Source organism: Bradyrhizobium sp. USDA 10063, from assembly GCF_054063735.1.
Genome location: NZ_JBSSGP010000002.1, coordinates 7,428,245 through 7,441,360, shown reverse-complemented (window position 1 = coordinate 7,441,360; position 13,116 = coordinate 7,428,245). Strand labels below are relative to the sequence as shown.

General features: G+C 64.5%; 10 protein-coding genes. 3 read left to right on the top strand and 7 right to left on the bottom strand.

The genetic code is table 11. The features are described 5' to 3' along the window. Positions 1-178: 178 nt before the first annotated feature. Together ACVJGD_RS37050 and ACVJGD_RS37045 are read left to right on the top strand one after the other, a co-directional pair. Positions 179-712, top strand: a complete 534-nt coding sequence (locus ACVJGD_RS37050) for a FecR domain-containing protein (RefSeq protein WP_456638832.1) — start codon at positions 179-181, stop codon at positions 710-712. 6 nt (positions 713-718) lie between these two features. After that, positions 719-2,593, top strand: coding sequence for a CHASE2 domain-containing protein (locus tag ACVJGD_RS37045; RefSeq protein ID WP_456638831.1), 1,875 nt, complete (start codon positions 719-721; stop codon positions 2,591-2,593). A gap of 206 nt (positions 2,594-2,799) precedes the next feature. On the opposite strand, the gene ACVJGD_RS37040 is transcribed toward ACVJGD_RS37045, so the two are convergent. The 6 genes from ACVJGD_RS37040 to ACVJGD_RS37015 all read right to left on the bottom strand — a co-directional run bounded on the left by ACVJGD_RS37040 (position 2,800) and on the right by ACVJGD_RS37015 (position 9,517). Further along, positions 2,800-3,033: a DUF6894 family protein gene (locus tag ACVJGD_RS37040; RefSeq protein WP_225118947.1), complete on the bottom strand. Its 234-nt coding sequence runs from the start codon at positions 3,031-3,033 to the stop codon at positions 2,800-2,802. A 148-nt stretch (positions 3,034-3,181) separates the two neighbouring features. Next, positions 3,182-3,769 (bottom strand): hypothetical protein, encoded by a 588-nt coding sequence (locus tag ACVJGD_RS37035; RefSeq protein ID WP_456638830.1) that lies wholly within the window; start codon positions 3,767-3,769, stop codon positions 3,182-3,184. Positions 3,770-3,874: 105 nt separating this feature from the next. Continuing rightward, positions 3,875-4,861 carry an acrylyl-CoA reductase (NADPH) gene (gene acuI / locus ACVJGD_RS37030; RefSeq protein WP_456640492.1) on the bottom strand — a complete coding sequence of 329 codons (987 nt, stop codon included), beginning with the start codon at positions 4,859-4,861 and terminating at the stop codon, positions 3,875-3,877. Positions 4,862-5,011: 150 nt separating this feature from the next. Continuing rightward, positions 5,012-6,262 carry an MFS transporter gene (locus tag ACVJGD_RS37025; protein ID WP_456638829.1) on the bottom strand — a complete coding sequence of 417 codons (1,251 nt, stop codon included), beginning with the start codon at positions 6,260-6,262 and terminating at the stop codon, positions 5,012-5,014. A gap of 269 nt (positions 6,263-6,531) precedes the next feature. Next, entirely contained in the window at positions 6,532-8,007 is a 1,476-nt protein-coding gene (locus tag ACVJGD_RS37020; RefSeq protein ID WP_456638828.1) for a cell wall hydrolase, read from the bottom strand. A 268-nt stretch (positions 8,008-8,275) separates the two neighbouring features. After that, positions 8,276-9,517, bottom strand: coding sequence for an MFS transporter (locus ACVJGD_RS37015; RefSeq protein WP_456638827.1), 1,242 nt, complete (start codon positions 9,515-9,517; stop codon positions 8,276-8,278). A 129-nt stretch (positions 9,518-9,646) separates the two neighbouring features. Between ACVJGD_RS37015 and ACVJGD_RS37010 the strand changes: the two genes are divergently transcribed. Further along, positions 9,647-10,102, top strand: coding sequence for a winged helix-turn-helix transcriptional regulator (locus ACVJGD_RS37010; protein ID WP_456638826.1), 456 nt, complete (start codon positions 9,647-9,649; stop codon positions 10,100-10,102). A 51-nt stretch (positions 10,103-10,153) separates the two neighbouring features. Here ACVJGD_RS37010 and ACVJGD_RS37005 read toward each other — a convergent pair whose 3' ends face one another. After that, a complete protein-coding gene (locus ACVJGD_RS37005) occupies positions 10,154-12,715 on the bottom strand; it encodes an ATP-binding protein (RefSeq protein ID WP_456638825.1) in 2,562 nt (853 codons plus the stop codon). Positions 12,716-13,116: the final 401 nt, after the last annotated feature.

The window sequence follows — 13,116 nt, the reverse complement described above, 5'->3', positions numbered from 1 at the left end:
GCGCAGGCCCGCCCGGGGCATGGCCGACATCACGTCCCTGTGACACGACTCCGTGCATGGCGACGTGTCGCGTCGGCTCATGCCTATGGTACTGGATCCAAGTAGACATTTTCTCGACATAGTGTGAGTTTCAAAGAGCGATATTGCAGTGACCGACCATTTTAGCGAGGGGAGCGTTTTGCACCGAGACATTGCGGGAGCGCTCGTGCGGCTGGCGAGCCTCATTATCATCTACACCACACTTGCGATCCAGCCTGCGGCAGCGCAGACGATGGCCGCGACATGTCCGTCGTCGCCAGGCCCGAGAGCGACGCAAGTCCTGCGCTGCCACGACGGGCTGATCATCGTCGCCGAGGACGGCGCGAGGTTCACGCTGCAAGGTCACGACGGCAGCGCGACGTCGGTCGATCTGCAGAGCAAGGCGCTGCTACTCGACGAGCCCAAACAGCGCGGCAGGAATCGGTTTCGCGTCAACACGCCACAAGCCATTGCGGCCGTGCGCGGGACCAAATGGGCGGTCGATGTGCAGGAGGCGAGGACATCGGTGCTCGTGCTGCAGGGCCGGGTCGCGGTGCGGCGACCGCGCGGCGGAAACCAGGTGGTGCTTGGTCCGGGCGAAGGCGTCGACGTCGATCCGGGGAATGAGCCGTTGGCGGTCAAGCGCTGGGGGCAGCCGCGCATCGACGCGCTGCTCGCGCGCCTCGGACAATGATCCTTGGTGACCGGCCGGATCCTTCAAACGACAATCGCGCTTCTGCTCTCGTTCGTCTGGGCGGCCGCGCTGGGAACAGGCTACTGGAACGGCGACGTTCAATTCCTCGACCGTGCCGAAGGTGCGCTGACCGACCTGCGGTTGCTGGCGCGTGGTGAGCGCGCGGCACCCGACCTCGTCACGATCGTCGCCATCGACGATGAGACGGTCGCCAAGCAAGGCGGCTATCCGCTGCCACGCGCCGACCTCGCCGCGATCATCGAGAAGATCGCAAGCTACGGGCCGCGCGCGATCGCGGTCGACCTCTTGCTGCTCGACCCGGGCAAGGACGGCGGCGATGCGGCGCTCGCGCAGGCGCTCGCAAAGCGTCCCTCCGCCATTGCCGCTGCCGCGGTGTTTCCCGATGCGATCCAGATCCTGGAGGCGGACGACAAGAGCCCGCTCGGCCGCCTGCCGCGGGCGGAGAAATTCCTGCGCCCGCTTCCCGTGTTCGCTGAACATGCGGCAGTCGGCGTCGTCAACCTGACGACCGACAAATCGGGCACGCCGCGCGGCATTCCCCTGCTGGTTCGAACCAGCGACAAGGTCGAATTGTCGTTTCCGCTGCGCGTCGCGGCACTGGCCACAGGCCACGAGCCGGTGATCGAGGCGGACAGCGTCCGCCTTGCGGGCCGGAACATCCCGACCGACATCGATCATGTGCTGCCGCTCGCCTATTACGGCCGGCGCGGCACGGTGCCTACCGTGAGTGCCGCGTCGGTGCTGGATGGTGACGTCGCGCAAGCGGCCATCCGCGACCGCATCGTCGTCATCGGTGCGACGGTGACAGGCGGCGGCGACGTGTTTCCGACGCCGTTCGATCCCGTGATGCCCGGTGTCGAGATCGTCGCGACCGCGATCGATCACCTGATGACCGGCGGCGGCATCCTGCGCGATCGTTCGACACGCCTGATTGACGCGATCCTCGCAGTGGCGCTGACGCTTGCGGTGGTCGGCCTGTTGGCGTGGCGGCGCAGCGCGGCTGGCCTGCTCTCGATCGCGGCGCTGGTGGCGATCTGGGCTGTCATGAACTACGTCGCATTTTCGCGCGGCATCTGGCTCAGCGCGGCATTGCCCATCGCGGCCGCCGGACCGCCGGCGATCCTGTTCGGATCGATCCAGCTTTGGCTCAATCGGCGGCAGGCGCAATATTTCGCTGTGAAGAGCGAGCTGTTGCAGCAATTCCAGGCGCCGGCGCTCAACAAATGGCTGACCGGCAATCCGGCGTTCCTGCTCGAGCCGCGGCACCAGGATGCAGCGGTCATCTTCATCGACCTCTCGGGCTTCACGGCACTGAGCGAGACGCTCGATATCGATGCGGGGCTGGCGCTGCTCAAGGATTTTCACACCCTGGTCGACGACGAGGTCGAGGCCCACGGTGGGATCATCACGAGCTTCCTCGGCGATGGCGCCATGATCCTGTTTGGCCTGCCGGAAGCCACCGAGGACGATGCCCGCACAGCCGCGCACTGCTCCGTCACGCTTTGCAATCGCGTCGCGCAATGGATCGATTCGTTGCCGGGAACGATGGCACCACGGATCGGCTTCAAGGTCGGCGCGCATTTCGGCCCGATCGTCGCCTCGCGGCTTGGCGGCAGCTATCAGCACATCACCGCGACCGGCGATACCGTGAACGTGGCGAGCCGTCTGATGGAGGTTGCGGCCAAACAAGGCGCGGCACTGGCGCTCAGCGACGACCTCTTGCGACAGGCCGGCCCCGCATCCGCATTGTTCGAGAGCGGCACGCTCGCCGGTCCCAGCGAGACGCGCATCCGCGGACGCACCCGCCCGCTCTCGGTCTGGCTATGGCGCAATGATTCGGGAGACCAAGCTAAAGTGTGATGAGCTCAGGTTAGTGCCGCGTCGGAAGTGCCTTACCTCTCCCCATCGGGGAGAGGTCGGATCGCATGCAGCGCAGCGGAATGCGATCCGCGTGAGGGGGATGAGCCGTATCGAGGGACCGTAACCCCTCACCCGGCGCTGCGCGCCGACCTTTCCCTATGGGAGAGGTGAACACTGCGGTCACGCCGATTCAACAAAAGTCAGCTCTAGTCGACCGACTCCGCGATCAGGCGGATCCTGAACACGGGCTTCTTGCTCTCGTCGATCAATTCCATCTGCCACTCGGCGTCCTGCTTGAGGCTGCGCGCAATGCTGCCGAGAAGATTGCCGCTGACCTTGGTCATCTCGGCCCATGCGGCCTCACGGCTTTCGAATTCCGACCCCTGATCGGACGCGCCCGCGAAGCGACCGTGGCTGATCCTGAAGAAATATTGCGGCATGTGGAACTCAGTTGTTGGCCCACCCCCGGCCGTCCTCACATTAGATAGGCGGCCAGTCGCTACCAAGCCATGAATTCACGAACCCGTAGCACTACGGGTCTTCGCCGCCACTGCGATCAGGCGACGTCGGCAGGACTGGTGCTTCCAGTTACTCGGTCGAACGGCGCAATTCCGACGCGCCTTCCGGTTGCGCCGGTTCGGGCTTCACCGCCTCGAGCTTGGTACGCTCGACGGCCGGCGTCTCGACGCGCGCGGACACTTCGGTGCGCGCGGCGTCGGCCGAGCGGGTCGCTTCCGAGGCACGCAGCGAGCGCGGCCGCGCCACCGAGCGCGCCAGCAGCATCTGCTTGACGCCCTGGTGGCGGAAGTCGCAATAGGCAAAGCCCATGCCCGACACCGAGCCGCGGAACGAGCGATCGTCGCGCTTGTCGAGATTGAAGCAGGGCTCGAACGGAAGGCCCTTCAGCGAGGCGCAGACGGCCTGGCCGCGAACCTGCAGCGTGTTGCCCGGCAACCTGACGTGGCGAATCGGGCCGGAGCCGGAGAACTGGATCGAACCGGCGGCGCCCATGTCGTCGAGGATACGGCCCGCGCCGCGGGTACCGTCAAAGCAGGTGAAGGCGAATACCTTGCCAGCGACAAATCGCCTGGCCTCTTCAGCGTTCATCATTCCGGCCAGCGCGGGCACGACCGTCGCCCCGGCCATGACCGTCCCCAATAGCAGACGCGCAAGCATGAGCCACTCCAACTTACCCAGCGCGGGCACCCCGCCTTTACCCGCTGCTTACCATACCAACCAAGGCAACATTGGAGCAGTTTGGTTGGTAAATTCTGAACGCCGTCAGACTATCTTTACCACGATCCGGCCGCGGACCTCGCCCGCGAGGATTTTCGGGCCATAGGAGATAGCCTGATCCAGGCTGATTTCGTGAGTGATATCAGCGAGTTTTGCCTTGTCCAAATCGCCGGCGAGGCGGCTCCAGGCCCGCTTGCGACGTTCGATCGGGCACATCACCGAATCGATGCCGATAAGGCACACTCCACGCAAAATGAACGGGGCGACCGAAGAAGGCAGGTCCATGCCGGCCGCAAGGCCGCACGCGGCGATGGCGCCGCCGTACTTGGTCATCGAGAGCATGTTGGCGAGCGTGGTCGAACCGACGCTGTCGATGCCGCCGGCCCAGCGCTCCTTCGCAAGCGGCTTGACCGGGACGGTCAGTTCGCCGCGGTCGATCACCTCGGCAGCGCCGAGGCCCTTGAGGTAGGCCGCCTCCGATTGCCGCCCGGTCGAGGCGATCACGTGATAGCCGAGCTTCGACAGCACGGCTGTCGCAACCGAACCGACCCCGCCGGCAGCCCCCGTCACCACGATCGGGCCGCTCTTGGGGGTGAGCCCGTGGTCCTCCAGCGCCAGCACCGAGAGCATCGCGGTGTAGCCGGCCGTGCCGATCGCCATCGCGTCGCGCGCCGAGATCCCGTCGGGCAGGCGCACCAGCCAGTCGCCCTTGACGCGCGCCTTCTGGGCATAGGCGCCAAGATGGGTCTCGCCCATGCCCCAACCGTTGCAGACGACCTTGTCGCCGGCCTTCCAGTCGGGATGGGCGGATTGCTCGACGGTGCCGGCGAAATCGATGCCGGCGATCATCGGGAAGCGCCGTACCACCGGCGCCTTGCCGGTCAGCGCCAGGCCGTCCTTGTAGTTCAGCGTCGACCATTCGACGCGGATGGTGACATCGCCATCCATCAATTCCGCGTCGTCGAATTGCGTGAGCGCGGCGGTCGTACCCTTGTCCGCCTTGTCGATCCTGATCGCCTTGAACGTCGCCACGATAATCTCTCCCAAACTCGCGTTGATCTCTCGTGCGTCATGGCCGGGCTTGTCCCGGCCATCCACGTTCTTGCCCGCAGTTCGACAGACGTGGATGCCCGGGACAAGCCCGGGCATGACGAAAATCAAGTTTGGGACTGGTTTATCGCATCAGGCAGGCTGCGCAACCGGGCGCGACACTGGCGCCTCCACGATCGGCAGGTTGATCAACGCCGACAGCACGCCGAACATGATCGAGAGCCACCAGATCGGCGTGTAGGAACCGAACTGCTCGAACACGATGCCGCCGAGCCAGACGCCGAGGAACCCGCCGACCTGATGGCTGACGAAGGCGAAGCCATAGAGCGTGGCGAACCAGCGCGTGCCGAACATCAGCGCCACCAGTGCCGAGGTCGGCGGCACCGTCGACAGCCAGGTCAGGCCGGAGATGGCGCCGAAGGCGACCGCGGAGAACGTCGTGATCGGGAACGAAATGAAGGCAATGGTTGCCAGCGCGCGGGTGAAGTAGATCACCGACAGGATGTAGCGCTTGGGGAAGAAGTTCTGCAGCCAGCCGACGCCGAGCGAGCCCATGATGTTGAACAGGCCGATCGCCGCGATCACCCAGCCGCCGGTCGAGGTCGGAATGCCCCGATCGACGAGATAGGCCGGCAGGTGCACGGTGATGAAGGCAAGCTGGAAGCCGCAGGTGAAGAAGCCGAGCACGAGCAGCACATAGGAACGGTGGCCGAACGCTTCCGCCATCGCCGTCTTGAACGACTGCTGGTCGCCGGCCGGCGCGTTCGTCGTCTCCGCCCGCGGCGTTGCGATCGCCAGCGACAGCGGCACGATCAGGAGCATCAGCGCGGCGAACACGGTGAGCGCGGCCTGCCAGCCGAAATTGTCGATCATCGCCACGCCGAACGGCGCGAACAGGAACTGGCCGAACGAGCCCGCCGCAGTGCCGGCGCCGAGCGCGAGGCCGCGCTTCTCCGGCGGCAATAACTTGCTGAAAGCCGACAGCACCAGGTTGAACGAGGAGCCGGACAGGCCGAAACCGATCAGGACGCCGGCGCCGATGTCGAGCGACAGCGGCGTCGCCGAATAGCGCATCATGTAGAGGCCGCCGGCATAGAGCAGCGCGCCGACGATCATCACGCGCATGATGCCGAAGCGGTCGGCGATCGCGCCGGCGATCGGCTGGCCCAGTCCCCACAACAGATTCTGCAGCGCCAGCGCGAGGCCGAAGACATCGCGGCCCCAGGCGAATTCCCGGCTCATCGGCTGCACGAAGAAGCCGAGCGCCGAGCGCGGCCCAAAGCTGAGCAGCGCGATCGCGCAGCCGCAGATGATGATGATCAGCGGCGTCCGCCACGTATCGAGGCCGGAGGAAGGCCGAAGGTCGCCGGTGGTCACAGCCATCGAATGATTTCCCCGCTAGAAAACATGGCGCCCGGAACCGGCCGAGCGAAAGGTTACACGGAGTTAATGCATCTGCATGAAAACCCCAAGAGGGCCGGAGAAAAAAATTTCAGCGCAGGGCAGCTCTGCAAAATGAGACGAACTCTCTCCCCCGTCATTGCGAGCGGAGCGAAGCAATCCATGCCTCCGCGTGTGGCGAGATGGATTGCTTCGCTCCGCTCGCAATGACGACTTCGTGGTCCTGGCGCAGTACCTATCGCTCGTTAGGGCTACCGCTTCGCGCTGGCCTGCTCGGCGGAGCTTTGCGCGGCCTCGGCGAGTTCTGCGGAGATCTCCGCGGTCTCGGCCGGGCTGCCCCAGCTCGGCGCGTCGCTGCCGTCGCCCCAGGCGCGCGGGCGATAGAAGGTGTGGACGCCGAACTTGTACGTCTTCTTCATCTCGCTGACCCAGGACGGGCGCACCCAATAGGCGTGATAGTGCGTCGACTTGTCGACCTCGGGCAGCCAGAGCCGGCCATCGAGCATCTCCTTGGCGATCTTCCGCGCGCGGTCCCACATGTCCGGCTCGCGGATCACGTCGCGGACGTTGTCGCAGGCGAAGGTGAACTGGCAGGCGAAGTGGCGGTACTTGTTCTGGTAGACCACGCCGCAGACCGTCGTCGGATATTTGCCGGAGAAGGCGCGGTTCAACACCACCTGCGCCACCGCGATCTGGCCACGCACCGCCTCGCCTCTCGCTTCGAAATAGACGGCTTCAGCCAGACACTTTTCCGACTTGGCGCGCGACTTCTCGTCGAACAGGCCGAGCCGCTCGGCCGGCGTCTTGGCGTGCTGGTTGTCGGCATTGACCTCGCCCTTCGGCGCGATGCTCTCGCCCATGTCGCCGGCGCGCACCGGGCCGTCGGCGTCGACCGGCAGCGAGGCCATCACCTTCATGTCCGGATCTGGCGACGCATCGGGAACGACAATCGTCGGCTCCTCGCCGGGCTGCCATCGCTCCATCGTCTCGGGTGTTCCGAGCGCCGAGCCGAAGAACAGGCTCGAGGTCTTGAACGAGAATGCATCGCGCGGCGGTGACGCCGCCTCCGGCGCGGCCGCCGGCGCCTTGGGCTGCGCGTTCTTGAAGTCGCCGAGCGGATTGACCTCCAGCGACAGCGAGACGTCGGACGGCGGCTGCGACGGCGCATATTGCGGTAATGGCGGCGCGTTGAGCGCGGCCTGCAATTCCGGATCGAGCGGCACATGTTCGGCGGGCGCGGGCGCAGCGGTCTTCATGCCGCTGACGGAAGAATTCGAGGTCGACGGGTCTTCGCTTGCGGGCGCGGACTCGCTGGGCGCGGCTGCAGCCGGCGCCGGCGGCGCGACGGCGAGACGATCGCCCTTCAGCGTGCGGTCGACCTTGGGAAAATCGGAGGCGACATAGCGCGGCGGCGGCGCGACGATCGGATTGCGGGTGATGGAACCGGCGAGGTCGCCGCCCTGGCTGTCGAGCCTCGCCAGCCGATAGGTCGCAACTTGCGGCGAGGACGTTCCGATCGGTCGGCCGAAACTGTAGGCAGCGACTTGGATCGTTCCCATGGCGGAGAACATGCGCGTCTGCCAGCGCTCGGCGACGCCGGGCTGACGGGCAAGCAGTGACGCGATGTCCTGATATCCGATCTCGGTCGGCATCAATGCGAAGATGCTAAGACCGAGTCCGAAGAGCGCGAACCGTGCGCCCTTCGGATGGTTACGCAACACTAACATCGATACGCTCACGCAACGCTTACACCGACCGAACGCAGTACATCCGTGCAATTCGACCAAATTTGTTGGTATCGAATTTAGGTTGCCGCGGAGTTAATCGGCGTGGCTTGCACGCTACAGGCAAGCAATCGCAGAGATCTTGCGCGACGCATCGAACGCGTTGGTAAATGCCTCGCGGATGAAAATGGTAAATGCGAGGTCAACGAAGAGAGTGATGCGCGTGAAGATGCACAGCTTTCCGGATTGCCCTCGCTGCATCTTCAACCGCCTACGTCGAAGCGACCGGCGACATTCGCGCGTGCAGCGACGAACCCATCCGACGCGTTGAAACCCAGACCAGCAACGCGGCAGCGCTGAAGGCCGCTCCCAATATCGAGACGCCGGTCCACCCCGCATGAGCATTGGCTGTCGTCGAAGCAATCGCGCCGATGGCGCTGCCGATCGAATAGAACACCATGTAGCCGCCGACGAGGCGGCTGCGCGCTTCCGGATGAAGCGCGAAGATGGTGCTTTGATTGGTCACGTGGACCGCTTGCACCGCGAGGTCGAGCAGCACCACGCCGCTGACGAGCGCGAGGATCGACAGCGGCAACAGCGCGATCAATCCCCACGATGCGATCAGCAGCATGAGCGACAGGCCCGTCGTCCATTGGCCGAGACCGCGATCCGCCAGCCTCCCTGCGCTGCCTGCTGCGGCAGCGCCGGCCACGCCGACAAGACCGAAAAGGCCGATCTGGCCGTGCGAGAGCGAGAACGGGGGAGCACTGAGCGGAAGCACCAGCGCCGTCCAGAAGGTGCTGAACGCAGCAAAGATGAACAGCGCGAGGATGCCGCGAACGAGAAGGATGGGCTCGCGCAGGAAAAGCCTGGGGATCGAACGCAGCGTGACGAAATAGCTGTCGGAACTTTGCGGCGGAAGATGTTTCGGCAGGATGCGGAACAGGATGCCGCCCATGGCGAGCGTCAGCACGGCCGAGGTCAGATAGACCGCCCGCCACCCGCCGAGATCGGCGAGGATTCCGGCGACGAAGCGCGCAGCCAGGATACCGATCACGACGCCGCTGGTCACCGTTCCGACCGCCTTGCCGCGCTCCGAAGGCAAGGCCAGCGTGGCGGCAAAGGCGACGAGCACCTGGACCACGACCGCCACCAGGCCGACCACCGCCATGCCGGCGAACAACACAGCTTCGGTCCTGGCTGTCGCGACAGCCGCAAGAGCGGCCGTCGATATGATGCCCTGGACCACGATGAGACGACGACGGTCGAGGAGATCGCCAAGCGGCACGATGAAGATCAGCCCCAATGCGTAGCCGATCTGCGTGAGCGTCACGACGAGGCCGATCGCTGCCGGCGAAATCCCGAAATCATCGGCCATCGCGTCGAGCAGCGGCTGCGCATAGTAAATATTCGCGACGCTAAGACCTGCCGCGACAGCGAAGACGAGCGTCGTGGTCCTCGACAGCCCATCATGCGGTTGGTCTGCCGTTTCACCCGTCTCATTGCGCCTCATCGTATCGGCTCCTCGTCGCGCTTCACTAACTAGCTGGTCCTATCTTAAGACTACTTGCAGCACGCAAATCTAGTTCTATTTTAGAACAAGATTCGGCGTATTCGGGCGCGAAGGAGGAGAGCGGCGGCCATGGTGAAGCGTGTCAGCCTGTCGGGAGCGGATTGCCCGGTGGCGCGGGCGCTGGATGTGATCGGCGACTGGTGGTCGCTGCTGATCATCCGCGACGCGTTCGAAGGCGTGCGGCGTTTCAGCGAGTTCCAGACCGGGCTCGGCATCGCCAAGGGGATGCTGGCGACGCGTCTGCGCGATCTCACCGAGAGGGGCGTGCTGGAGACTGCGCCGGCCTCCGACGGGAGCGCCTACAAGGAATACGTCCTGACCGAGAGGGGACGCGGACTCTTCCTCGCGATCGTCGCCCTACGGCAATGGGGCGAGGACCATCTCTACCGTGCGGGCGAACGGCATTCGGTGTTGGTCGATCGGGCGAACGGCGATCCGGTCGCCCGCCTCAGACTGCGGGCGGCGGATGGACGCGCGCTCGCCTGGAATGAAACACAGGTGAAGGACGCAGAAAGGCCGGGCTGAGTACGACCCGGCGCGAGGCGCTCGCGACACGACGCGCCACACGACGCGATCCTAGCCTTCGTGCAGGATGGCCTGCAGGCGCCGCGCCAGGTCGGCGACATGGAACGGCTTCTCGATGATCGGAAACTCGTCCACCGCGTGATGCCGCTCCAGTGCATCTCCCGCGTAACCGGAGGTGAGCAGGATCTTGATGTCCGTGCACAGCCGCCTGGCTTCGCGCGCAAGCTCGATGCCGTTCATGCCGCTCGGCATCACAATGTCGCTGAACAGGAGCGCGAACTGCTCGCCGCCCCTCAACATCGTCAGGGCTTCCAGGCCGTTACGGGCACAGACGACTTCGTAACCGAACGAACTCAACATCGCCGCGGTGACCTCGAGCAGATCTTCATTGTCGTCGACGACGAGGATCCGCTCCGAACCACCCGGTACGGCTCGCGCCTTCCGTTCTTGCACCGGCGCATCGGGCGCCTTGTCGGCCTTGGGCAGGTAGAGCGCGACCGTGGTGCCTGCTCCCGGCGTGCTTTCGACGGTAACGTGCCCACCGGACTGTCGAACGAAGCCGTAGACCATACTGAGGCCGAGCCCGGTCCCCTTGCCGACTTCCTTGGTCGTGAAGAAGGGCTCGAAGATCCTCTCCCGCACTTCGGGCGGCATCCCGTAGCCGGAATCCGTGACCGCCAGCCTTACATACGATCCCGCCAGACACTCGGCCACGGCCCCCTCCTCCAGTTCGACATTCCGCGTCTCGATCTCGAGCACGCCGCCGTCCGGCATCGCATCGCGCCCATTGAGCGCAAGGTTGAGGAGCGCGGTCTCCAGCAGCGAGGGATCGACATGGCACAGCCACAAGTGCTCGTCGGGCCGCAGCCTGACCTCGCACCCTCCCCCGACCGCTTGCTGGATCAGACCCTGGAAGTCGCAAACGAGCTGGTTCGCGTTGACGAATTTGGGATTGAGTATCTGTCGCCGCGAGAAGGCGAGAAGCTGCGACGTCAGCTTGACCCCGCGCTGGGTGGCGCGCCGCGCCGCCGCGGCGAACTGCCGGACCTTCGAGATGTCGCCTGCATCCTCGATGAGGTTGAGGCTGTTCGAGACCACCGTGAGCAGATTGTTGAAGTCGTGCGCGATACCGCCGGTGAGCTGACCGACCGACTCCATCTTTTGGCTCTGGTGGAATTGCTCCTCGATCAGCCGGCGCGCCTCCACCGCATGCTTGTGATCGGTGATGTCGCGGAGAAAGATCGCCAGACCCTGGCTGGAGGGAAACGCATTGATGGCGTACCAGACCTGTCGACGCGTGCAGAACACTTCGAGGAATGCCGGCCGCTGCGTCGACGTCACCTCCAGGATCTGGTTGGTGATATCGAGGTCGTCGGCGTCCGGAAATGCCTCGGACAACGTCATGCCCCTGACGTCCTGGCCTTCCGCAATGTCTGCCCAGGCAGGTCCGTTGAGATAGGTGAGGCGCCAGTCCCGATCGATGATCAGCACGCTGTCGGTGGTGCTCTCGAAGATCATCGTGATCCGGGCCGCGGCTTCTTCCGCTTTCTTCCTCGCGTCGGACAGTTCGTGCTCGCGCTGTTCCAGCGCGTCGGCCATGGTGTTGAATGCATCGGCGACCCGCGCGATTTCGGACGTGCCGCGGATGTCCACCCGCCGGGTAAAATCGCCGAGCCGCCATCGGTTGGCAGCGTCGACCAATTGCCCAAGCGGACGACGGACGAACCGCCGGGCGCCCAATGACGTCAGGATCAGCACCAGCGCGGTGCTCAGGACGATCAGGAAGATGCCGCGCTGCGTGCCGTGCTGGATTGCGGTGAATGCCCGGTCCTTGTCCAGGCCAAAGCTGATCAGAAGGCCTCCGGAACTGTCCGGCAGAGCTGCATAGCCGACGATCCGCTCCACGCCGTCGAGATCCATGGTGTCGGCCGCACCCGATTTCTCGAAGTGTGAATCATGCTCCTCGCTCAGGGTTCGCCCGACAAAGCGTGCGTTGTCGGGAAAACGGGCAAGGTATCTCCCGTTGCGGTCCATGATTCCGAGCGCAGCTCCCACCGGAGCGCCCTTTCGCGCAATGTAGTCGGCGAGCCAATCCAGGCTGAGGGTTGCGATGATGGCGCCCCCCATCTGCCCGCCCTGTTCGTAGAAAGGCAATGCAAACTGAATGGCCCTTCGACCCGATGACAGGCCCATCGAGAACTCGCCGACGGAGAATGCGCCGGTCTTCCGCAAATTGGCGAAGTAGGCCCTTCTCGAGACATCGACCGGCCTACGATTGTTGTCGGGGGTGCAAAAGGTGACGCCGTTCAGATCGGTGACGACGACGGTAAGGAAAGCCGGGAAGCGCTGCTTTATCGCGCCCATATATGCATTGCATAGTTCGCTGTCCTTCGCCTTGATCGACGGAAGCTCCGACAGCGTGATCAGGACCTGATGAATTCCCTGGACGATCTGCTGTTGCTCCGCGGCGGCAAGTTCGGCCAGATTGAGCGCCTGGTTCTGCACCTCGATCTGACGGGCGCGACGCAGGTCGAATTCATTATACGCTTGGATCGCTATTGCCGGCAGCAGAGCGACAGCCACCAGCACAAGCAGCCGTGATAGAAGGGTCACTTCCCATCAGGCCCCGATCCTGACGCTCGTCCGCCATTGGGCCGACGCTGCCCTGATCTCAATTGAAGACGCAAAAACAATCTGAACCATCTCGTGCCAACCTCAACTTCATCGGCTGAGCATTCGGAGCCCGGGTTACGGTTCGATTTCAGAACGCCGAAAGTTGGGTTACGGCTGTAACGTCTTCCCTTGCAGCGGCTGCTGCAGGATCATGCTGAACCTCCTCCCGCGCACGTCGCACAAAAAGAAACGGCCGGGAAAGCCCGGCCATTCTCAGTTAGCGCATGAAGAGAGAGAGATCGAGTTGCATCCGCGATCGATGCTGCGCTCCCTCTCCCGCTTGCGGGAGAGGGCTGGGGTGAGGGCTCTCTCCACAGCGGGATTCTTCGTGTGGAGAGAGC